Origin of the sequence: Microbacterium sp., from assembly GCF_047606685.1 — a bacterium.
GTDB lineage: Bacteria > Actinomycetota > Actinomycetes > Actinomycetales > Microbacteriaceae > Microbacterium.
In genome coordinates this window covers 1-21,348 of the sequence record NZ_JASGEC010000016.1, presented here as the reverse complement: position 1 = coordinate 21,348, position 21,348 = coordinate 1, and the positions used below count along the sequence as shown (strand labels likewise).

Genomic DNA, 21,348 nt, shown 5'->3' with positions numbered 1-21,348 from the left:
CTCACGCCCAGCGGCGGCACCACTCGTGCATCACGATCGCGGCGGCGGCCCCGGCGTTGATGGAACGGGTCGACCCGTACTGCGCGATCTCGACGACGGCGGATGCCGCGGCCAGCGCCTCCGCCGAAAGCCCGGGCCCCTCCTGCCCGAACAGCAGCACGCAGCGCTCGGGCAGCTCCACCCGGTCGACGCGCGCCGAGCCCGGCACGTTGTCGACAGCGACCACGAGGAGGCCCCGATCGGCCGCCCACTCCACGAGGTCGGCGATCGTGTCGTGGTGCAGCACGTGCTGGTAGCGGTCGGTGACCATTGCGCCGCGCTTGTTCCACCGCCGCCGTCCGACGATGTGCACGGTCTCGGCGAGGAACGCGTTCGCGCTGCGCACGATCGAGCCGATGTTGAGGTCGTGCTGCCAGTTCTCGATGGCGACGTGGAAGGGATGCCTGCGGGCATCCAGGTCGGCGACGATCGCCTCCATCGTCCAGTAGCGGTACGCGTCGACGACGTTGCGGCGATCGCCCTCCGCCAGCAGCTCCCGGTCGTAGCGGCATTCGTCGGGCCACGCGTCCGGCCCCCCGGGCCATGGGCCGACGCCATGCGCCGGCGCGCCCGGGTCGGGGTCCGGCCCCACCTCAGCGTCTGCGCTCACCGCGCCAGGCTACCTTCCCGGCATCCCCTCGCTTCACTTGCCGCGTTCCGCGCCCGCATCCCGCGCTTCGCGGCAACCCAACGCGCGCCCCCGCGCCGAAATCAGCGAGCGCGGCGCGCAGCGCGCGCGGCGCGGGCGAAGGGCCACGGCATCCGCGTCATGGTCTCGCACGCCTCCCACACCCGCGCGCCGATCTCGGGGTCGCGCACGACCTTCGCCGGCGACTGCCTCCGCGGCTCGCCGTGGGCGATGTAGCGCGGCCCCAAAAACTCGCCGCTGTCGATCGCCGGGTCGACGAGCGCGCGCACGAGCGTCCACGCGCCGTGCTCCTTCGACTGCGAGATGGGCGTCTGCAGGTTGTCGGCGAAGCGGCCCCATCGACTCGGCTCGTTGATGTCGCGGATGGCGGGAGTCCGCCCGCTGATCGAGTAGCCGGGGTGCGCCACGACGCTCGACACGGGCACGCCGACGTCGCGCAGTCGCCGGTCGGCCTCGAACCCCAAAGCGGCGGCGGCGACCTTCGACTGCACGTAGGCGCGCCACGCCGAGTACCCCTCCTCGAGTTGGATGTCGTCGAGGGTGTGCGGCCAGAGCCAGCTCGACATGCTGCCGATCCACACCATCCGGCCTCCTGCCGCGGCGAGGTTCGGCAGCAGCTCGGCGGCGAGCGCGAAATGCCCGAGCACGTTCGTCGCGAACACGAGCTCGTAGCCGTCCGGGGTCGTCTCCCGCGTGTGCGGGGCGTGGACAATGCCCGCGTTCAGCAGCAGGCCGTCGAGCTTGCGCCTGCCGCGCGCGGTGGCAGCCGCGGCGCGGATCGACCCGAGGTTGCTCGTGTCCATCAGCAGGGTCTCGAGATCGGCGGGCTCGCCGGCATCCGTCAGCCGCCGCTCGATCGTGGCGCGGGCCGCCGCCAGGCGGTTGGGGTTGCGGCCCGTCATCACGACGTGCGCGCCGGCACGGGCCAGCTGCTCGGACGAGAAGAAGCCGAGCCCGGCGTTGGAGCCCGTGACCATGAAGACGCGGCCCGTCAGGTCGGGCAGACTGCGGGGATCCCATTCGTCGCGGGCCACGTGCCCACCCTAGCCCGCCCCATCGCCCCGGGCCCGCCGCCCCACCCGCGAGAGCACACCTGGTCGCCGAGGGGTAGGGAGGTTCCCTATCCCTCGGCGACCGAGTGTTCCCTCGGCGCCGGTGTAGCGTCGGAACGCACCGAGAGGAGGGGCGCGCGTGAACGAGCTGGAGCAGAACCTGCTGTTCGGGATGACGACGATCGTGCTCGCGGGCACGCTGGTCGTCTTCGTGGTGCAGTTCGCGCGCGGCCGCCGCAAGGGCAAGGACGAGCGCGACGACGAGTAGCCCGGCTACTGCGGGTCGAGCCCGAGGTCGTCGAGGTCGATCGCGGCGAGCCAGCGCAGGCCGGATGCCTCGACGGCCGCCTGCGCGCCGGTCTTGCGGTCGACGATGACCGCGACCGCGACCGGCTCGGCGCCCTCGCGCCGCAGCGCCTCGACGGCCTTGAGCGCGGACTGGCCGGTCGTGGACGTGTCCTCGACGACCACGACGCGTTTGCCCGCGACATCCGCCCCCTCGATCTGCCGCCCGCGGCCATGGTCCTTCGGCTCTTTGCGCACGACGAACGCGTCGAGCGGCGAGTCTGTGCGCACCGACTCGTGCATGATCGCGTTCGCGATCGGGTCGGCGCCGAGGGTGAGGCCGCCGACTGCCACGATGTCGGCGTGGCCGGCGAGGCCGGTGCGAATGAGGTCGAGCATGATGCGTCCGATGGATGGCGCCGCGCGATGGTCGAGGGTGAGCTTTCGCATGTCGACGTAGTAGGTCGCCTGCTTGCCGCTGGAGAGCGTGAACTCGCCGTGGAACACCGCCTCGTCCGCGATGAGGGCGATGAGGCGCTGGCGGTCGGCTTCGACGGCGGGAGTGGAGGCGGCGGTCACGCCACGAGTCTACAAATCGCGTGCCCGGGCGGGGGCGGGGCGGCGCTTAAGGTGGAGGGATGCGCCTGGCCACCTGGAACGTCAACTCGGTTCGCGCCCGCGTCGACCGGATCGTCGGCTTCGCCGTGCGCGAGCACGTCGACGTGCTCGCCATGCAGGAGATCAAGTGCAAGGTCGAGCAGTTCCCCTTCGCGGCGTTCGAGGATGCCGGCTTCCACGTCGAGGCGCACGGGTTCTCGCAGTGGAACGGGGTCGCGATTGCGAGCCGCACGCCCCTGACCGACGTGCAGACCGCCTTCCCTTGCATGCCCGGCTTCGCGAAGGGCCACGAGGGCCCCGGCGCGCCGCAGGAGGCGCGCGCCATCGGCGCGACCGTCGACGGCGTGCGCGTGTGGAGCCTGTACGTGCCCAACGGCCGCGCGCTCGGCGACCCGCACTACTCCTACAAGCTCGACTGGCTCGCCGCCCTCGAAGCGCACGTGCGCGAGTCGCTGACTGCCGACCCCGACCTCGCGCTCGCGCTCGTGGGCGATTTCAACGTCGCGCCGACCGACGCCGACAACGGCGACCCGTCGATCGTTCCCGGCTTCGCGACGCATGTGTCGCCGCCCGAGCGGGAGGCCTTCGCCGCGCTCGAAGCGGCGGGAGTGATGGATGTCGTGCGCCCGCTCGTGCCGACTGGCTACACCTACTGGGACTACAAGCAGCTGCGCTTCCCCCGCAACGAGGGGATGCGCATCGACTTCATCCTCGGCTCCCCCGCGTTCGCCGACGCGGTGGCGGGAGCCGCGATCCATCGCAACGAACGCAAGGGCGAGGCTCCCAGCGACCACGTGCCCGTCGTCGTCGACCTCGACCTCGCCGGCCCGGACGACGACGACACGCCGATGATCTTCGGCTGAGCCTCCCCCCGCGCACGGGCCCGTTTGCGGGTCCGGGCGTGCGCAACGTCGGAGAGTGGAACGGATGTCGGAGGATTTCGGGCGAATCCTCCGACATCCGCGTGATTCTCCGACGTTCGCCGCCGGCGGCGCGCTACGCGGCGTCGCGCTCCACGTACTTGTCGACGAGGCTCGCGAACGCCTCGAGGTACCCCCGCAGGAAGGCGGCCGTGCTCTCGTTCGAGATCTCGCCGTCGTCGGAGAACAACCCCGGCGTCGATTGGATGTACCCCTCGGGCTGGCCGAGCGTCGGCGCGTTGAAGTGGCCGAGGATCGCGCGCAGGTGCTGCTGCGCCGCCGCCGTCGACACCGGGCCGCCGGAGGTGCCGATGATCGCCGTCGGCTTGCCGTTGAACGAGCCCTGGCCGTACGGGCGCGTCGACCAGTCGAGCGCGTTCTTCAAGACGCCCGGGATGGACCGGCTGTACTCCGGGGTGACGATGATCACGCCGTCGGCGTCCTCGATGGCGCGCTTGAACTCGCGGGCGACCGGCGGGAAGTCCGCGTCGTAATCGGGGGAGTAGAACGGGAGGTCCTTGATCGGGATCTCGAAGAGCTCGACGTCGTCGGGAGCGACTCGCTCGAGCGCCCTGGCGAGGCGCCGATTGATGGAAGTGCTCGAGATGCTGCCGACGATGTAGCCGATCTTGTGGGTCACAGGTTTCCTTTCGTGTGCGTGCAGGATATCGAGTCCCGCTGTCTATTCAGATGAAAGCATCCATCGCCGGAATCTATTCCGCCAGCTCCCCCTCCAGACGGATGCGGCCATCCACCGCTGCGCCTACCGTGGGTGTCATGTCCGGCCCTGTCGCACCCACGGCCCGCGCCGCCTCCTTTACCGCCCGCGGTCGGCCGCTCACGCGCGTCGAGCAACGCAACGACGTCGTGCTGGCCGTCACCCTCATCGGAATCTGGCCGGTAGCATCTGTTCGGCAACGAGAGGAGTCGAGGTGACCGCCTCCGACACGCCTTCGGGCGACGCGCTCGAGCTGGACTGCTCGCACACGCACCTGTTCCGCGGCGCGCGGCTCGCCGGACCCGCCCTCACCGGGCCGCTCACCGCCCGAAGGGTGCGGATCGTCTTCCGCGACGGCGTCGAAGTGGATGCCGAGCTGCTGCAGAGCGTCGACGACCAGCGGCTGGCGATCGCGATGCCCGCCTACCAGACGGCCGCCGGAGGAGACATCCCCGCCAAGGTGTGGCACGTCGCCGCGGCCACGCACGCTCCGACCCTCGTGCTGGCCGTCGGCGGGCGCGTGGCGTGAGCAGAGACGGATGCCGCGGCGTCACTCCTCGATGAGCTCGGCCTCGATCACGTCGTCGACCTCCGCCGGGCCCTCGCTCGTCAACACGAGCTGCGAGCCGTCGGCCGCGACATCCGTCCGCACCACGTCGCCGTCTCGCACGCCGCCGGACAGGATCGCCATCGCGAGGCGGTCCTGGATCTCCGACTGGATCAGCCGGCGCAGCGGCCGCGCCCCGAAGATCGGGTCGTAGCCGCGCTGGGCGAGCCACGCGCGCGCGTCGGGCGTGACGGCGAGCGTGAGCCGGCGGTCGTGCAGCCGGCGCTGCAACGCGTCGACCGAGAGCTCGACGATCTGGGCGAGGTCGTCTTCGGTCAGCGCCTGGAACATCACGACGTCGTCGAGCCGGTTCAAAAACTCGGGGCGGAACGCCTGGCGCACGAGCGCCATGACCTGCTCGCGCTTGTGCTCGGCCGTCAGCTCGGGGTCGATGAGGATCGGTGAGCCGATGTTGCTCGTGAGCACCAGGATCACATTGGTGAAGTCGACAGTGCGGCCCTGCCCGTCGGTGAGCCGGCCGTCGTCGAGCACTTGCAGCAGGATGTCGAAGACCTCTGGATGCGCCTTCTCCACCTCGTCGAGCAGCACGACGCTGTATGGACGGCGGCGCACCGCCTCGGTCAGCTGGCCGCCCTGCTCGTAGCCGATGTAGCCGGGAGGGGCGCCGACGAGCCGGGCCACCGAGTGCTTCTCGCCGTACTCCGACATGTCGATGCGCACCATGGCGTGCTCGTCGTCGAAGAGGAACTCCGCGAGGGCCTTGGCGAGCTCGGTCTTGCCGACGCCGGTGGGCCCGAGGAACAGGAACGAGCCGGTCGGCCGGTTCGGGTCGCTGATACCGGCGCGCGAGCGCCGCACCGCGTCGGAGACGGCCTTCACGGCATCCTTCTGCCCGATGAGCCGCTTGCCCAGCTCGGACTCCAGGTGCACGAGCTTCTCCGACTCGCCCTGCAGCAGCTTGCCGACCGGGATGCCGGTCCACGCCGCGATGACCTTGGCGATGTCCTCGTCGGTGACGTGGTCGCCGACCATCCGCCCCTCGCCGCCCTCGGCCCCTGAGCTTGTCGAAGGGCCCACGCGCTCCGCCTCGGCGAGCTGGCGCTCGAGCGCCGGGATCTCCGCGTAGTACAGCCGCGACGCCTTTTCCAAGTTCCCCTCGCGCTGGGAGCGCTCGGCCTCGACGCGCTTCGCGTCCAGCTCGGTCTTCAGGTCGCCCACGAGGTTGAGCGACGCGCGCTCGCGCTCCCACCGGGCCTGCAGCTCGGCCAGGCGCGCCTCCTCGTCACGAAGCGTGTCGCGGAGAGTTTGCAGCCGCTCCTTCGACGCGGCATCTTTCTCCCGCTTCAGCGCCATCTCCTCGAGCTTCAGCCGATCGACGTGCCGGCGCAGCTCGTCGATCACCAGCGGCGCGGAGTCGATCTCCATGCGCAGCCGGCTCGCGGCCTCGTCGATGAGGTCGATCGCCTTGTCGGGCAGCTGGCGGCTGGGGATGTAGCGGTTCGAGAGGGATGCCGCGGCCACCAGCGCGCCGTCGGCGATCGCGACCTTGTGGTGCGCTTCGTAGCGCTCTTTCAAGCCGCGCAGGATCGCGATCGTGTCCTCCACGCTCGGCTCGCCGACGTAGACCTGCTGGAAGCGGCGCTCGAGCGCGGCATCCTTCTCGATGAACTCGCGGTACTCGTCGAGCGTGGTCGCGCCGATGAGGCGCAGCTCGCCGCGGGCCAGCATGGGCTTGAGCATGTTGGACGCCGCGACCGAGCCCTCGCCGCCGCCCGCGCCCATGAGCACGTGCAGCTCGTCGATGAACGTGATGACGCGGCCGTCCGACTCGGTGATCTCTTTGAGCACGCTCTTCAGGCGCTCCTCGAACTGGCCGCGGTACATGGCGCCGGCCACGAGCGCGGAGATGTCGAGCGTGACGAGCTCTTTGTCTTTCAGGCTCTCGGCGACGTCGCCGGCCACGATGCGCTGCGCGAGGCCTTCGACGACGGCGGTCTTGCCGACGCCGGGCTCGCCGATGAGCACCGGGTTGTTCTTGGTGCGGCGGGTGAGGACTTGGCTGACGCGCCGGATCTCGCCATCCCGCCCGATGACGGGGTCGAGCTTGCCTTGGCGCGCGCGGTCGGTGAGGTTGATCCCGAACTGCTCGAGGGCGCTCTGCTGCTCCTCCTGCCCGGGCTGGGGTTGGGCGTTCATGTGCCTCCTTGGGCTCTGTCCAAAGTTGAGTCTACTACGCTCAACCTAGCCTTTCGCTGAGACTCCATATGGTCGCCGAGACCGCGGTTGCCCCCGCTGTCTCGGCGGTCGGGTGAAGTCTCAGCGATATGGGCCGGGCGGGGGTCAGGCGGCGGGCGGGGCGGCGGGGCACGCGAACCGGGCGCGATACGCGGTCGGGGTGATCCCTAGCACGCGCGCGAAGTTCTGCCGCAGCACGGCCGCCGAGCCGAATCCGCACTCGTACGCGATGCGGTCGAGCCCGAGATCGGTCTGCTCGAGCATGCGCTGCGCGTGGATGATCCGCTGCCGCCCGAGCCACGCCGCCGGCGTCGTGCCGAAGTCGGCCTTGAAGCGCCGCGCGAAGGTGCGCGGCGACATCAGGGCCTTCGCCGCGAGATCGTCGACGGTGAGGTCGAGGCGCAGATTCTCCAGCATCCAGTCCGTCACCGGCGCGAGGGAGAGGGATGCCGCCGCCGGCAGCGGCCGGTTGATGAACTGCGCCTGGCCGCCGTCGCGCTGCGGCGCGACCACCATGCGCCGGGCGATGGCGTTCGTGAGCTCGGCGCCGAGCTCTTGCCGCAGCAGGTGCAGACAAGCATCCAGCCCCGCCGCGGTCCCCGCGCTCGTGATGATGCGGCCGTCCTGCACGTAGAGCACATCCGGGTCGACCTCGATGCTCGGGTACATCTGCGCCATGGTGCGCGCGTACTTCCAGTGCGTCGTGGCGCGGCGGCCGTCGAGGACGCCGGCGGCGGCGACGACGAACGAGCCGCTGCAGACGCTGAGCAGCCACGCGCCGCGCGCGGCGGCGTGACGCACCACGTCGAGGACCCGCTCGTCGACGCTCGCCCACGCCGAGCGCGGAATCGGAGTGACGACGACCAGATCGGCCTCGTAGGCGAAGGAGAGGTCGTTGTCGACGTTGATCGAGAAGCCGAGGTTGGAGCCGATGGCGCCGGGCTCGGCCGTCACGACACGGAAGTCGAAGTTCGGCACCCCGTCGTCGGAGCGGTCGAGGCCAAACGCCTCGCAAGCGAGCCCGAACTCGAAGGGCGCGAAGCCCTCCTGCACGACGACGGCGACGGTCTTCATCGATCCTCCTGGCGCCCTGGGCCTGTCGAAGACCCCTGAGCCTGTCGAAGGGTGGCAGTTTTCCTATGGTGTGTGTCTATCCTGCCAGTGGTGGCAGGGATGCGTCAAGCGTAGCGTTCCTGCCATGTTCATCCTCCTGTTGATCGTCGTGATCGCGCTCGCCGTGCGCGGCACGCTGGTGATGGTCGCGAAGGACGGGTACCGCCCCGTTCGCACCGACTGGACAAAGCTGCCCTGAGCGGCATCGCCTGCCCCGCCTGCCTTCCCGCTACAGCAACCTGCAGCCGCGCACGCGATTCGCACGCGCGATTGCGGGTCTTTGTAGCGCGAGCTCGGAGGCCGTGCGGAGTTCTGCCGCGCGGGCGGGTAGCGGGCGCGTCAAGCAACGACGCGATCGTACACCTCGAGCATCGCGGCGGTCCGCGACGACTGGCGGAAGCGCTCGCGCACCGTCGGGTTCACCGGCACGGGGTCGCCCGCCGCGATGTCGGCCGCGGCCGAGCGCAGCGTAGCCGCCAGCGCGGCGACCGAGTCGTCGCCGTGGGCGGGCGCGGCATCCCTTCCTCCGCCCACGGCCCAGAAGCCCGACTCGAGCTCGCCCGCGATGTCGGGGTCGCTGATGACCGCGGGCGTGCCGAGCGACGCCGCCTCGAACGGCGTCATGCCCTGCGTCTCGAAGCCGATCGAGGTCTGCACGAGCGCGTCGGCGGCGGCGATTCGGCGCAGGGTTTCGGGGTACGACATCCGTCCGCCGAAGACGATGGATGCCTGCGGCCGCCGCTTCTCGACAAGTCGCCGTGCGGCGCGCAATTGGGCTCCGCCGCCGAGCACCTCGACGTCCGCGTCGATGCCGGACACGGCCACCGCGTCGAGAAAGGGCAGCAGGCGCTTTTCGGGGCTCATGCGTCCGAGCCAGATGAAGCGCGGGCGCCCTTCGACAGGCTCAGGGGCCGGGGACCGGCGCTCAGGAGCCGGGGGCGGAGCCGCGGCGGCGAGCACCGCGTCGAGCACGTCGTCGTCGATGCCGTTCCACACCACGTCGACGTGCGGGAACACGCCGTGCCGCTCGAGCCGGCGCGCGAAGTGGCCCGACGGCGCGGTCACCGCGTCGGCTCCGGCCGCGAGGCCCCGCAGATAGGCCCAGCCATCCGACCCGCCGGCCCGGCCGCCGTCCAACGTCGGAGAATCACCGCTTTGTCGGAGGTTTTGCGCCGAATCCTCCGACATCCGCCCGATTCTCCGACGTTCCGAGCCGCCCCGCACCCCGAGCGCGCGCCGCGCCCCCCGCACCCCCAGCGCGCCCCGCTGCCACGCGTTGATCGCCCACAGTGTCAGGCCGGGCATCGGCGACACCGCCCGGATGCCGACGTCGACTCGGTTGTGCATCGTGTGCACCACGGGCAGGCCGTGCCGGCGCGCGAAGCGATGCCCGATGAACGCGCCCCAGAAGTCGGCCTGCACGTGCACCACATCGATGGGCGGCCGCGCCGCCAACGCGTCGTCGACGAAGCGGTCGGTGCGCCGCCCGGGCGCAGAGAAGGCGTACTCACGGTCCCACGTGATGGGCGCCGACGGCACGTCGACGTTTCCGGCATCCTCCCCCCGCGCCGCGCGCGGACCGTGCATCGCCGGCGCGACGACGGTCACGGTGTGCCCGGCCTCCTCGAGAAACCGCCGCTGCAGCCGCATCGACACCTGCGCGCCGCCGAGCGAGTCCAAGTGCTGGTCGGCGAAGAAGACGATGTGCACGAGACGAGCCTAGGAAGGCAGCGGCTCGCCGCGATAGAGCGCCTCGAACGTGTCGAGCGTGCGGTCCATGTCGTGCACGACCACCCCGTCGAGGGAGGCCTGCTGCATGCGCAGCCGCTCCTGCGGCGTCTGGGTGAGCACCGTGGTGAGCTTGTCGACGAGGTCGTCGACGTCGCCCGGCCGGAACAGGTAGCCGTTCTCGCCATCGTGGACGAGATGCGGCAGCGCGACGGCGTCGGCGCCGACGATCGGCAGCCCCGACGCCATGGCCTCCATGGTTGCGATCGACTGCAGCTCGGCGATCGAGGCGATGACGAAGACACTGGCGCGCGTGAGGGTGGCGCGCAGGTCGGCGTCGGTGGTGTGGCCGTGGAAGGTCACGCGCCCCCCCAGCCCGAGGTCGGCCGCCAGCTGCTCGAGGGCGCGGCGCTGGTCGCCGTTGCCGACGATGTCGAACGTGACGTTCAAGGCCGGGTCGAGTTTCGCCATCGCGCGCAGCACCACGTCGATCTGCTTCTCGGTGGTGAGCCGGCCCACGAACACGAGGCGGTTCCCCTCGCGCGGCGACAGGTCGGCGGTGTAGTCGGACGCGCGGATGCCGCAGCTCACCGGGATGACACCGGTGATGTCGATCGTCCGCTCGAGGAAGTCGGCGGCCTTGCGCGTCGGCGTCGTGACCGCGCGGGCCAGGCGCAGCGTGCGCGCCGCGTCGTCCCACGCGATCTTGATGAGCGGCTTGTCCAGCACCGGCGGCAGGGTGGTGAAGTCCACGATGTTCTCGGCCATCACGTGGTTGGTGGCGATGACCGGGATGCCGCGCTTGCGCGCCTCGCGCGCAAGCCCACGGCCGATCACGATGTGCGACTGGATGTGCACGACATCCGGCCTGACCTCGTCGAGCACGCGGCGCGCGTAGCGCTTCGACATCCACGGCAGCACGAAGGTGAGCCAGTCATGCGGGCGCCACCGCCACGCGGGAAGGCGGTGCACGGTCATCGGCTCGCCCTCGACGGTCTCGACGAACGCGCCGTGGTTGCGGTGGCCGACGCTCGGCGCGGAGACGTGCACGTGGTGCCCGCGTTGGACGAGACCGGCAGCCAGGCGTTCGGCGAATCGCGCCGCGCCGTTCACGTGCGGCGTGAACGTGTCGGCGCCGATCAGAATCGTCAGCGCGCGCTTGTCGACAGCGTCGGGAACGGGGGTCGCGGGGGGAGTCAAGGGGGTGGGATGCCTCTCTCAGCGGCGGTCGCGCCAGGGTCGCGCGACCCCTCCACTGTACCCGAGGCCCCTCGCGCTGGGCGTTGCACGCTCAGTTGCCGCGATCTGCGGCGCCGGGCGCGTTTCGCGGCAACTCAACGGCGGCGCACCGGCGCGGCATCCTCTCCCGCACGTTCAGTTGCCGCGATCTGCGGCGCCACGCGCGGTTCGCGGCAACCGAACACACAGCCGGGGACGAGGCACCGCGCCTACGCTGGAGGCATGCCGCGACTCCAGGCCGATGCCGACCCCGAACGCTGGGTGGCGGTGACCGGCTCGCTGGGTTTGCGCGGCCGGCGGCACCGCAAGGCCGCGATCGGGATGCTGCTGAACCAGGCGAACCTCGCGCTCGGCGGCCAGGGCACGGCGGAGGCGAGCGGGCGAGGCGGCCGCGGCTTCGCGGCGTGGGCGTTCAGCCAGGCCGCCCCGCTGCTCATGCGCAAGGCCGACGGCCGTGTGCTCGTGTGGGTGTGGAAGTCGGATCCCGAGCTGCTCGTCGTCATGGCGCAAGTGCAGGAGGCGACGAGCCAGCTGCGCGCGGCGCGCGCGTCGATGCCGATGGAGTACGACGACACCGAGTCGTTCCCGAACCCGCACTTGGGCGTCGGCGAACGCCTCGTGATGCCGTTGCCCGCCGACGGGCGGACGCCCCCGTTCGCCACCTACACGTGGGACACAGGCTCGCATTTCGTCACGCTCACTGCCGTGTGCGCCGACCGCGAGCGCTTCGGCATCGTCGTCGGCGATGTCGACCGCGTCGCCCGCACGCTGCGGATCACCGACGACCTGACGCTCGGCGAGTCGCCCACGGTGCTGCGCATCGAGCCGTAGCCGCGTCAGAGCGCGCGCAGGCGCGGGGCCAGGTCGCGCTCGAAGAGCGTCATGAACCGCTCCTGGTCGTGGCCAGGGCCGTGGAAGACGAGGTGGGTGAAGCCCCATCCGACGTACTCCGCGATCTGCGCGACGACCGCGTCGGGGTCGGTCCCCACGATCCAGCGGCCGGCGATCTGCTCGATGGGCAGGGCGTCGGCGGCGCGCTCCATCTCCACGGGGTCGGTGATGTCGTGCTTCTGCTCTTTGCTCAGCGACAGCGGCGACCAGAACCGCGTGTTCTCGAGCGCGGCATCCATCGTCTCCTCGTACGAGACCTTGATCTCGATCATCCGGTCGATCGCGTCGTACTCGCGCCCGCCCGCGGCCGCGCCCTCCTGCACGGCCGGCACCAGCTTGTCGACGTACAGCTCGCGGCCCTTCCCCGACGTGCAGATGAAGCCGTCGCCCGCGCGGCCGGCGTACCTGGCCACGACGGGCCCGCCGGCGGCGATGTAGACCGGGATGCCGCCTTCCGGCACGTCGTAGATCGACGCGTCGTGCGTCGAGTAGTAGTCGCCCTCGAACGTGACCCGGTCGCCCGTCCACAGCGCGCGCATGAGGCGCACCGACTCGCGCAGGCGCGCGAATCGCTCGCGGAAGTCGGGCCAGTCCTGCTCTCCCGCCCCGCGGAATCCGGTCGCGATCTCGTTGAGCGCCTCGCCGGTGCCGACCCCGAGGAAAACGCGGCCGGGGTACAGGCAGCCGAGCGTCGCGAACGCTTGCGCGATCACCGCCGGGTTGTAGCGGAACGTGGGGGTCATCACGCTCGTGCCGATCTGGATGCTGCTGGTCCGCTCGCCGACGGCCGCCATCCATGCGAGCGAGAACGGCGCGTGCCCGCCGGTGTGCCGCCACGGCTGGAAGTGGTCGCTCACCGCCACGGACTCGAAGCCGTGGCGCTCGGCGGCGACCGCGATCTCCACGAGCTCGCGCGGGCCGAACTGCTCCGCCGACGCCTTGTACCCAAGCCTCAGCATGTCGTCTCTCCGTTCGTCGCGGCACTTCCGAGCGTAGGCCCGACCGCCCGCCGGCGGCGGAAACCGACGAAGTTTCTGCGTTCACCGTCTTGCCATGAGTGGTTCACCTGCTGTTCACTTTGTGTGGCGGCGTCATCGCCGCCGTGCTGAGGTGAGGCCCATGCGGTTCATGCGATTCTTTTCCGCGGGACGCCGGCAGGAGAGCCTGAGCGGGTCGCTGTGGTTCCTCCCGCTGGTGACGACCCTCGCCGCGCTCGCGCTCGGGTTCGTGCTCGGCCAGGTCAACGAGCCACCCGACGCGTTCCTGGCCCCCGTCCTGTTCCACGGCGACGGCGAAGAGGCGCGGCGCATGCTGATCACCGTCGCCACCGCGACGATCGGCGTCTTCGCGATGGTCGTCGGCCTCACGCTCGTCGCGCTGCAGCTCGCCTCGAACCGCTACTCGCCGCGGCTGGTGCGCGTGATCCTGCGCGACCGGCCGACCCAGCTCGTGCTGGGCATGTTCATCGCGACGTTCGCGTACAACGCGGCAGGCCTGTACACCGTGGGGCTCAGCGGCGACGAGAACGTCTACCCTCGCCTGGCCGTGACCGTGGGGCTCGCGCTGCTGTTCATCTGCATCGCCGCGCTCGTCTACTACGTCGACCGCGTGGCGCACCTCATCCAGATCCACACGATCCTGCGCACCGTCGGGTCTCGTGCCGAGCGCGCGATCACGGCCGGCGCGCCGGGGGTGGGCGGATCGGCAGGCGCCCCTGCTCCCCCGTCGGCGCAGCCGCTGCTGTCGGCCGTTCCGGTCGCCGCCCAAGAGTCCGGCTACGTGCAGCGGCTGGATGTCGTCGCGCTCGTGCGGGCGGCGACGGCCGAGAACGTGGTGATCAAGCTCGTCCCCGGCATCGGCGGCCACATCGTGGCGGGCAACGCGCTCGCGTGGATCTGGCGGCCGAACGACCAGCCGGCGAGCGCGTCGGTCGGCCGGCTCGAGGTCGCCCTCGGGCAAGCGGTGACGATCGGCGGGGCGCGCAGCAATCATCGGGATGTCGCGCTCGGCGCGATCGAGATGGTCGACATCGCCCTGCTCTCGATGCACATCTACGACTACCACACCGTCGAGCAGTCGACCGCGCAGTTGACGGTGCTGCTGTGCCAGCTCGCCGCCGAGCCGCTCGGCGACGAGCACATCGCAGACGCCTCCGGCTCGCTGCGGCTCATCGTGCCCGCCCGCAGGTTCGAGGACTACCTTGAGCTGGCGTGCGGCGAGATCCGGCGCAAGGGCGCCTCCGAGCCCGTGGTGCTGCGCGCCCTCGTGCGCCTGCTGCGCACCGTGGGCTCGCGCACGCTGCCCGAGCGCGTCTACGCGGTGCGCGAGCAGCTCGACCTCATCAAGCAGGCGGCAGAGCGCTCGATTTCCGAAGGCCACGACGTCGACCTCGTGCTGCGCGACATCAAGGCCGCGAAGCGCTCGCTGAAGCATCCCGAGCTCGACACCGAGCGGGTTGCCTGAACCCTGCGGTTGCGCCGCACCTTGGCTCGCCCTGGTTTCTCCCGCTCAGGGGATTTCGCCCAGTCAGGACGTTCACGGCCGAATCGGCCTGACTGCGCGAGATCAGGAGATTTGGGGAAGGCCGAGGGAGACCGCCTACAGGTTCACCCGCCCCACGAGGTTGACCTTCACGCCGATCCGGTCGAGCATCGCCGCCTTGGCGACGAGCGCCTTGTCGGCCGTGTCGGCGTCGGGGGCGTAGACCACCTGCGCGTGGTTGGCCTTGTGGCGGGCCATGAACTGGTCGCGCGTGACGTCGTGCAGCACGACGTGCGCGATCGGCCACTCCGGGTTCGTCGCGTTCTTGCGGCGCTGCGTCTCCTCGTCGGGCAGCTCCACGACCGTGCCGCGGAAGATGTCGGCCTGCAGGATGCCGTCGGCGATGAACACGCGGGAGATGACGAGCTCGCCGGGCTGGGAGACGCCGTTGATGGTCGACCCGCCGGCCGGGAAGAACACGTGGCCCTGCCGCCATCCTTCCGCCTTGTCCCATCCGCCCAAGTGCGACGCCGGCACCGAGCCCGAGATCTCGTACACCCACACGAATTCGCCGTTGTAGTCCTCGCCCCAGCGCACGTCGTGCAGCGTGTTGTCGGGAACGAGGCCCATCGCCGTCCACACCCGGTCGGTGATGAGCGCGTCGACCGCGACGCCCTCGTCGGCCTCGTTGAAGTGCGGGAAGGCGCGGCCGGCGAACAGCTCGCGAGACCCGTCGCGCGAGAGCACGGGCGGGCGCTCGGTGGAGTTCAGGATGCCTTCGGCCAGGTCGGAAGCGGGAACGAGGTCTTTCAGGCCCTGCTGGTACTGGATGCCGACGGCATCCAACCCGAAGTCGTCGGCGATGCGCAGGGCCGCGATGTACATCTTCAGCTGCCACTGCACCTGCTCGCGCGTGAGCTCGGTCGCGGCATCCTCACCGTAGACGAACGTCATGCCGCGGTCCGTGAGCCAGTCGTACGCGGCGTCGGCCTCGGCATCGGTCACCGTCAGCATCTCGGCGTACAGCGCCGACTGCGACAGGCGCTCTTTGTAGACGCCGAGCTGGTTGAGCAGCTCGTCGTCGAAGATCGCGTTGTACATGCCCATGCAGCCCTCGTCGAAGACTCCGATGATGGCCTTGTCGGCGAGCAGCTGGTCGCCGAGCGCCCGGCCGAGCTCCACCTCAGGGGTGTCGGGCAGTTCGGGCAGCGGGCGCACGTGCGACGCGTCGTGGACAATGCGGCCGGTCTCGGTCCACTCCCGCAAGCCGTTCTTGAACCAGTCGTCGGTGAAGTCGACCGACCAGATCGTCGAGTACTCCTTGCCCATCTTGGTGAGGCCCGCGTTCAGGCCGAGGAGGCCGACCAGGCCCGGCCATTCGCCCGCGAAGTTCGCCACCGTCAGGATGGGCCCCTGGTGGGTGCGCAGGCCGGCGAGCACGTGGTGCGAGTACTGCCACACGGCCTCAGCGACGATGAGCGGCGCGTCCACCGGGATCGACGTGAACACCTCGAGCCCCATCCGCTGGCTGGAGATGAAGCCGTGCCCGGTCGCCGGGTCGACCTCGTTGGCGCGCACAACCGTCCAGCCGAGGCCCTCGAGCACGCCCGTCACGCTCTGCTCGAGCTCGACCTGCGTCGGCCAGCCCGCCGTGTTCGCCGACTCGCGCAGGTCGCCGCTCGCGATCAAGTAGGCGGTCTTCGGCGCGGCGGCGGGCCGGGCGGCCGGTGCGGGCAGGGTGTAGGTGCTCATGTCGTGGTTCCTTAAACGCCCTCGCGTTGCGCGGCGGCGAGCTCGTGGGCGATGTCTTTTGTGGATGTGTAGAACCGCAGGTAGCGGTCGAAGAGCGCGTCGTACCCGGCGGCGTGCGCCGGGTCGGGGTGGATCGTGGTCTCAACCGGGTTCCAGTCGCCGATGCGCGGCGGGGTCTGGCTGGTCGCAGTGGCGGCGAGGAACGCGGCGCCGTAGCTCGCGCCGATCGTCGTGCGCGGCACCTCCTGCACGAGCCCCGTCACGTCCGAGACGACCTGCAGCCACAGCGAGCCCTGGGTTCCGCCGCCCACAGCGACGATGCGGCGGATGTCGGCCCCCGCCGCCCGCATCGTCTCCACGTTGTGCCGCACCCCGAGTGCCGTCGCCTCGAGCGCCGCGCGGTAGAGGTCGCCGCGCGTGTGAGTGAGCGTGAGGCCGGCGATCGCGCCGCGCGCGTCGGGGTCGAGGATCGGCGTGCGCTCCCCCGCGAAGTACGGCAGCATCACGAGGCCGCGCGCGCCGACGCCCGAGTCGGCGGCCTCGCCCAGCAGCGTCGGGTAGTCGGCGCCGGTGAGGTCTTTCAGCCACGTGGTGAGCGCGCCGCTGGTCGCAAGTCCCCCGGCGAGGTTGCGGGTGCCCTCGAACGCGCCGACTGTCGTCCACATCGACGGCGTGCGCAGCGTCTCCTCGCCGGTGGCGATGAGGAACATCGTGGTGCCGTACATGAGCATGAGGTCGCCGGGCTCGTGCGCGCCGACGCTGACCGCCTCGGTCCACGCGTCGATCGTGCCGGTGATGACCGGTGTGCCGGGCGGGATGCCGGTGGCGGCGGATGCGGCATGCGTCACCGTGCCGGCGACCTCGCCCGCCCAGCGCAGCTCGGGCGGCACGATGCCGGGCGCGTAGCGCTCCCACCACGGGGCGTGCCACGCCTCCGCCTCGATGTCGTACAGCGGCGTCGTCTGGCTCGCCGACTGGTGGTCGAGCACGTACGCGCCGGTCAGCTTGCGGGCCAGCCACGACGCCGGCATGAACAGCCGCCGCGCCCGGGCGAAGGCCTCGGGCTCCTCGTCGGCGACCCACGCGACCTTGCAGCCGGCCGCCTGCGATGTCAGCGACGAGCCGCCGACGCGCGTGATCTCGTCCGCGCCGAGCTCGCGCGTCATCCGCTCCACCTGCGCCATCGACCGCGTGTCGACGCCGTACAGGATGGCGGGTCGCACCGGCTCGTCGTCTTCGTCGACGAGCAGCACGCACGGCCCCATGCCGCTCACGCCCACGCCGACGAGCTCGATGTCTTGGGTCTCCTCGCCCTCCGCGCCCTGAGCCGCACCTTCCGGCCCCTGAGCCGCACCATCCGGCCCCTGAGCTTGTCGAAGGGCGCCCAGCAGCTCGCGCGAGAGCTGCGTGAACTCGTCCCACCACACGCGCGCGTCCATCTCGACCCAGCCCGGCTGCGGGCGGTCGACGTCGTGCGAGACCGAGGCGGTCGCCAACACGCGGCCGTCGTCGGCGACGAGGACGCCCTTCGTGCTGGAGGTGCCCACGTCCACGCCGAGCGTGCATCGCATGGAGAACTCCTCGCTGGTGAAGCTCATCCCACTCTAAAAGAAATCGATTTCAAGCTCAACTGCGCGGACTCGCGGAGGCGGACGCGGGCTGCAGCTCGTTGCGCAGCACCACGGTGCGCGCGGGCTGCAGGTCGCCGCGGATGCGCTCCAAGAGCATCCGCGCGGCGGTCACCCCCATGTGCCTGGCGGGCAGCCGCACGACCGTCACCGCGGTGGGCGAGAGCGTCGTGAACGGCAGCGAGCCGATCACCGCGACGCCCACGCGCGGCGGGGTGAGCCCGTGCTCGGTGAGCACTTGGATCGCGCCGACGCCGATGAGGTTGTTGCCCGCCACCACCGCGTCCGGCGGCTCGGGCAGGGCGAGCAGCTCCTCCATCGCGGTGCGCCCGCCCGCGACCCGGAACGACGAGAACCGCAGCAGCTCGGCGGGCTCGGGCACGCCGGCTTCGCGGTGCGCCTGCCACCATCCCTCCGCCCGCTCGGCGGCCGTGTCGATCTCCTCCGGCCCGCCGATGTAGGCAATGCGGCGATGGCCGGACTGCAGCAAGTGGGCCGCGGCAGCGCGACCGGCGTCGCGGTTGGCCATCACGACGCCGTCGATGTCGTGCCGCACGCCACGGTCGACCGCCACGACGGGGCGGCCCGCCTGCAGGATCGGGGTGAGGTCGGAATCGGATGACGCGGCCGCGACGATCACGCCCGACATGTGCTCGGCGACGGCGATGTCGAGGTACGTGCTCTCTTTCTCGGTCTGCGCGTCGGAGTTGCACAGCACGACGGAGAATCCCGCTTCGGACGCGACATCCTCGACCCCGCGCGCCATCTCGGTGAAGTACGGGTTCTCGATGTCGGGGATGACGAGCGCGATGACCTCGGCGCTCTGCGTGCGGAGGGTCCGCGCGGCGCGATTCGGCGTGAACCGCAGCTGCGTGGCCGCCTTGCGCACGGCGGCCGCCTTCGGGCCGGACACGTTGGCGCCGTTGAACACGCGCGAGACCGTCGCCGGCGACACTCCGGCCAGCGCCGCCACGTCGTAGATCGTCGCCACCGAGCACCCCTTGCGTGTTCTGAAAACAGTAGCGCCTTGACGCCACCCTCATGAAATCGATTTCCCCCGCCGAACGCGACGTCAGTACGCTGTCGTCATGCCCGAATGGTCGCAGCCTGCGCCAGCCGCGGTGCGGCGCGAGCAGGTCGTCTCGATCATCGAGCGGCAGGGATTCGCGCGCGTGTCGGAGCTGTCGCGGCTCCTGAGCATCTCAGAGGTCACGGTCCGCTCCGACCTCGACTACCTCGCCGAGGCCAACGTCATCCAGCGCGTGCACGGCGGCGCGATCGCCGGCATCCGCTCCACCGCCCAGGTGCCCGACTACGAGCGCGCCCTCACGCGCGCGATCACCGAGAAGCGCCGGATCGGCCACGCGGCGGCGGCTCTCGTGGAAAGCGAGATGGCGGTGCTGCTGGATGCCGGAACGACAACGCTCGCGATCGCCCGCGCGCTGCTGGCCCGCGACGAGCTGCACGGCGTCGTCGTGTTCACCAACTCGCTGACCATCGCGTTGGAGCTGGGCGCGGCGGAGCACAACATCACCGTCGTGGTCACCGGCGGGACCGTGCGCCACAAGCAGCGCTCGCTCGTCGACCCGCTCGGCGACATGTTCGTCGGCGCGGTGCACGGCGACCTGTGCTTCATCGGGTGCAACGGCGTCTCACTCGACGGCTTCACGAACTCGAGCCTGCCCGACGTCGCGATGAAGCGCCGGTTCCTCGACGCCGGCGAGCGGCGGATCGTGGTGACCGACAGCTCGAAGATCGGGAAGAGCCAGGTCATCCGCATCGCGCCGCTCGACCGCGCCGACCTGCTGATCACCGGAACCGAGACGCCGGCTGCCCAGCTGGAGCCGCTGCGCGAGGCCGGCTTGGCGGTCGAGCAGGCGTGACCGGCGCGCTTACAGCGCGCTGGTGATGCCGAGCTTGTCGTACTCGAGCACGATCGGGTTCGGGGTGATGGCCCGCGCATACGCCTGGACCTTCGCGGCGGACTCGACCGCCACCGACGTCTTGAACGCGTCGCGCAGGTTGGGCCCGACGGTGAGCAGGCCATGGTTGGCCCACACGACGGCGTTGAGGTCGCCCATGACGTCGCACGAGTGCTCGCCGAAAACCGAGTTGTTGCTCAGCTCGAACGGCATAATCGGCACGTCGCCCTTCGTGTAGATGACCATGTTGACGAGCGTCCCCAGAATCGGCTCCCCGACGACGCCCCACACGTTGGAGTACACGGGCTCGGAGTGCACGATGGCGTTCACATCGGGGCGGCGGCGGTAGACGGCCATGTGCACGGTCACCTCGCTCGACGGCTGCAGCTCGCCCTCCACCACTTCGCAGTCGCCGTTGACCAGCACGATGTCGTCGGCTGTCATCCGGTCGTACTCGAGGTCGGTCGGCGTGATCAGGAATCGGTCCTCGACGCCGGGCACGCGGATGCTGATGTTGCCCTGCGTGTTGAAGTTGAGGCCGTATTCCATGGAGCGGAGGCAGTACTCGAGGATCTCCTGCTTGGCGGCGGCGAGATCGAAGGGCGTCTCCGTGGTCATCGTGTGTTCTCCTGTTCGGTTTTGACGCCTTTCGGCGCATGGGCGAGGTGGTGCGTGATATCGAGGGTGGTCGTGTAGAGCTCCCGGTAGCGGCGGCGCTGGCCGTCGTACCAGGCGCGCCAGCCTTCGTCCGGCGACTGGCTCTGCCCCGTCGAGGCGGGCGCGGCGAGCAGTCCCGCGGCGTCGATCCCGGCGCCGCGCGCGGCGAGCATGGCCGCGCCGCGCGCGGAGGCGTCGCGGTTGACGGGGGCCAGTGCCACGCCGGCGGCGTTCGCGCGAGCGGCGAGCGCGGCGAGGTTCTGCGCGCCCGAGCCGCTGACACGCAACGTTCCCGGGTCGACTCCGCGCTCGCGCATCGCGTCGAGGATCTTGGCGAACTCGAAGCCGGACGCCTCGACAACGGCGCGCGCGAGCTCGGGGATCGTGGTCTCCAGTGTGAGCCCGTGCACCACACCCCGCGCGTCGGGGTCGTTGTCGAGGGTGCCGGAGCCGGCGAGGTAGGGCAGCACGAGGAGGGCGGGCGGGATGTCGGAAAGCCGGCCGAAGACGTCGCCCACCGTGCCCCCGACGAGCGCGGCGAACCACTCGAGCGCCCAGCCGCCGGCGGCCGTTCCGGCAAGGGTCACCCACAGCCGGTCGTCGACGCGGTACGTGGCGAACCCGGTTCCCGCCAGACGCGCCGGGCGGGTGCGCGTTCCCACCGTGATGCAGTCGCTCGTGCCGAACGAGACGACCGACCGCTCCCCCGGCGCGCCGCCGGAGCCGAGGTAGGCGGCGGCCTGGTCGTGGGCGCCGGCGACCACGGGCACCCCGCGCGCGAGGCCGAGGCGCTCCGCGGCGGCGGCGCCGATCGGCGCGATGACTGTGCCCCCGGGCAGCGGCTCGGGCAGCG

General features: G+C 70.9%; 20 protein-coding genes. 6 read left to right on the top strand and 14 right to left on the bottom strand.

From position 1 onward, the window contains the following. Nucleotide 1: 1 nt before the first annotated feature. Together QM611_RS02125 and QM611_RS02120 are read right to left on the bottom strand one after the other, a co-directional pair. Nucleotides 2–649, bottom strand: coding sequence for a TrmH family RNA methyltransferase (locus tag QM611_RS02125; RefSeq protein ID WP_415078255.1), 648 nt, complete (start codon nt 647–649; stop codon nt 2–4). Nucleotides 650–750: 101 nt separating this feature from the next. After that, nucleotides 751–1,722: an SDR family NAD(P)-dependent oxidoreductase gene (locus QM611_RS02120; RefSeq protein ID WP_415078254.1), complete on the bottom strand. Its 972-nt coding sequence runs from the start codon at nt 1,720–1,722 to the stop codon at nt 751–753. A 157-nt stretch (nt 1,723–1,879) separates the two neighbouring features. On the opposite strand from QM611_RS02120, the gene QM611_RS02115 reads away from it, so the two are divergent. Next, a complete protein-coding gene (locus QM611_RS02115; RefSeq protein WP_415078253.1) occupies nt 1,880–2,008 on the top strand; it encodes a hypothetical protein in 129 nt (42 codons plus the stop codon). Between the two features lie 5 nt (nt 2,009–2,013). On the opposite strand, the gene pyrE is transcribed toward QM611_RS02115, so the two are convergent. Beyond that, complete coding sequence (gene pyrE / locus QM611_RS02110) at nt 2,014–2,604, bottom strand: orotate phosphoribosyltransferase (RefSeq protein ID WP_415078252.1); 591 nt, start codon at nt 2,602–2,604, stop codon at nt 2,014–2,016. 59 nt (nt 2,605–2,663) lie between these two features. Here pyrE and QM611_RS02105 point away from each other — a divergent pair, with 59 nt between their 5' ends. Next, nucleotides 2,664–3,506: an exodeoxyribonuclease III gene (locus QM611_RS02105; RefSeq protein ID WP_415078251.1), complete on the top strand. Its 843-nt coding sequence runs from the start codon at nt 2,664–2,666 to the stop codon at nt 3,504–3,506. Between the two features lie 133 nt (nt 3,507–3,639). On the opposite strand, the gene QM611_RS02100 is transcribed toward QM611_RS02105, so the two are convergent. After that, on the bottom strand, nt 3,640–4,203 hold the full coding sequence (locus QM611_RS02100; protein WP_415078250.1) for an NADPH-dependent FMN reductase: 564 nt from the start codon (nt 4,201–4,203) through the stop codon (nt 3,640–3,642). 292 nt (nt 4,204–4,495) lie between these two features. Between QM611_RS02100 and QM611_RS02095 the strand changes: the two genes are divergently transcribed. Next, entirely contained in the window at nt 4,496–4,810 is a 315-nt protein-coding gene (locus QM611_RS02095; protein WP_415078249.1) for a hypothetical protein, read from the top strand. A 21-nt stretch (nt 4,811–4,831) separates the two neighbouring features. On the opposite strand, the gene QM611_RS02090 is transcribed toward QM611_RS02095, so the two are convergent. The 4 genes from QM611_RS02090 to QM611_RS02075 all read right to left on the bottom strand — a co-directional run bounded on the left by QM611_RS02090 (nt 4,832) and on the right by QM611_RS02075 (nt 11,125). Further along, the gene (locus tag QM611_RS02090; RefSeq protein ID WP_415078248.1) at nt 4,832–7,045 is read right to left on the bottom strand and encodes an ATP-dependent Clp protease ATP-binding subunit; all 2,214 of its coding nucleotides are present in this window, start codon (nt 7,043–7,045) and stop codon (nt 4,832–4,834) included. A gap of 144 nt (nt 7,046–7,189) precedes the next feature. Then, nucleotides 7,190–8,158, bottom strand: coding sequence for a GlxA family transcriptional regulator (locus tag QM611_RS02085; RefSeq protein ID WP_415078247.1), 969 nt, complete (start codon nt 8,156–8,158; stop codon nt 7,190–7,192). Nucleotides 8,159–8,536: 378 nt separating this feature from the next. Then, complete coding sequence (locus QM611_RS02080; protein WP_415078246.1) at nt 8,537–9,907, bottom strand: glycosyltransferase; 1,371 nt, start codon at nt 9,905–9,907, stop codon at nt 8,537–8,539. Between the two features lie 9 nt (nt 9,908–9,916). After that, nucleotides 9,917–11,125: a glycosyltransferase gene (locus tag QM611_RS02075; protein WP_415078245.1), complete on the bottom strand. Its 1,209-nt coding sequence runs from the start codon at nt 11,123–11,125 to the stop codon at nt 9,917–9,919. Between the two features lie 261 nt (nt 11,126–11,386). On the opposite strand from QM611_RS02075, the gene QM611_RS02070 reads away from it, so the two are divergent. Next, complete coding sequence (locus tag QM611_RS02070; RefSeq protein WP_415078244.1) at nt 11,387–11,995, top strand: hypothetical protein; 609 nt, start codon at nt 11,387–11,389, stop codon at nt 11,993–11,995. A gap of 5 nt (nt 11,996–12,000) precedes the next feature. On the opposite strand, the gene fgd is transcribed toward QM611_RS02070, so the two are convergent. Beyond that, complete coding sequence (gene fgd, locus QM611_RS02065; protein WP_415078243.1) at nt 12,001–13,014, bottom strand: glucose-6-phosphate dehydrogenase (coenzyme-F420); 1,014 nt, start codon at nt 13,012–13,014, stop codon at nt 12,001–12,003. Between the two features lie 160 nt (nt 13,015–13,174). On the opposite strand from fgd, the gene QM611_RS02060 reads away from it, so the two are divergent. Next, entirely contained in the window at nt 13,175–14,518 is a 1,344-nt protein-coding gene (locus QM611_RS02060) for a DUF2254 domain-containing protein (protein ID WP_415078242.1), read from the top strand. 135 nt (nt 14,519–14,653) lie between these two features. Here the strand turns inward: QM611_RS02060 and QM611_RS02055 are convergent, their stop codons facing one another. From QM611_RS02055 to QM611_RS02045, 3 genes are read right to left on the bottom strand one after another with little or no spacing between them, the layout of a single operon-like run. Next, nucleotides 14,654–16,288, bottom strand: coding sequence for a fucose isomerase (locus QM611_RS02055; RefSeq protein ID WP_415078241.1), 1,635 nt, complete (start codon nt 16,286–16,288; stop codon nt 14,654–14,656). An 11-nt stretch (nt 16,289–16,299) separates the two neighbouring features. Next, a complete protein-coding gene (locus QM611_RS02050; RefSeq protein ID WP_415078240.1) occupies nt 16,300–17,886 on the bottom strand; it encodes an FGGY-family carbohydrate kinase in 1,587 nt (528 codons plus the stop codon). Between the two features lie 28 nt (nt 17,887–17,914). Beyond that, nucleotides 17,915–18,907, bottom strand: coding sequence for a LacI family DNA-binding transcriptional regulator (locus QM611_RS02045; RefSeq protein WP_415078239.1), 993 nt, complete (start codon nt 18,905–18,907; stop codon nt 17,915–17,917). A gap of 97 nt (nt 18,908–19,004) precedes the next feature. On the opposite strand from QM611_RS02045, the gene QM611_RS02040 reads away from it, so the two are divergent. Beyond that, on the top strand, nt 19,005–19,799 hold the full coding sequence (locus QM611_RS02040; RefSeq protein WP_415078238.1) for a DeoR/GlpR family DNA-binding transcription regulator: 795 nt from the start codon (nt 19,005–19,007) through the stop codon (nt 19,797–19,799). Between the two features lie 9 nt (nt 19,800–19,808). On the opposite strand, the gene QM611_RS02035 is transcribed toward QM611_RS02040, so the two are convergent. Both QM611_RS02035 and QM611_RS02030 read right to left on the bottom strand, forming a co-directional pair. After that, nucleotides 19,809–20,456 (bottom strand): class II aldolase/adducin family protein, encoded by a 648-nt coding sequence (locus QM611_RS02035; RefSeq protein WP_415078237.1) that lies wholly within the window; start codon nt 20,454–20,456, stop codon nt 19,809–19,811. Further along, on the bottom strand, nt 20,453–21,348 hold an 896-nt coding region (locus QM611_RS02030; protein ID WP_415078236.1), incomplete at its 5' end, for a xylulokinase. The genes QM611_RS02035 and QM611_RS02030, both read right to left, overlap by 4 nt.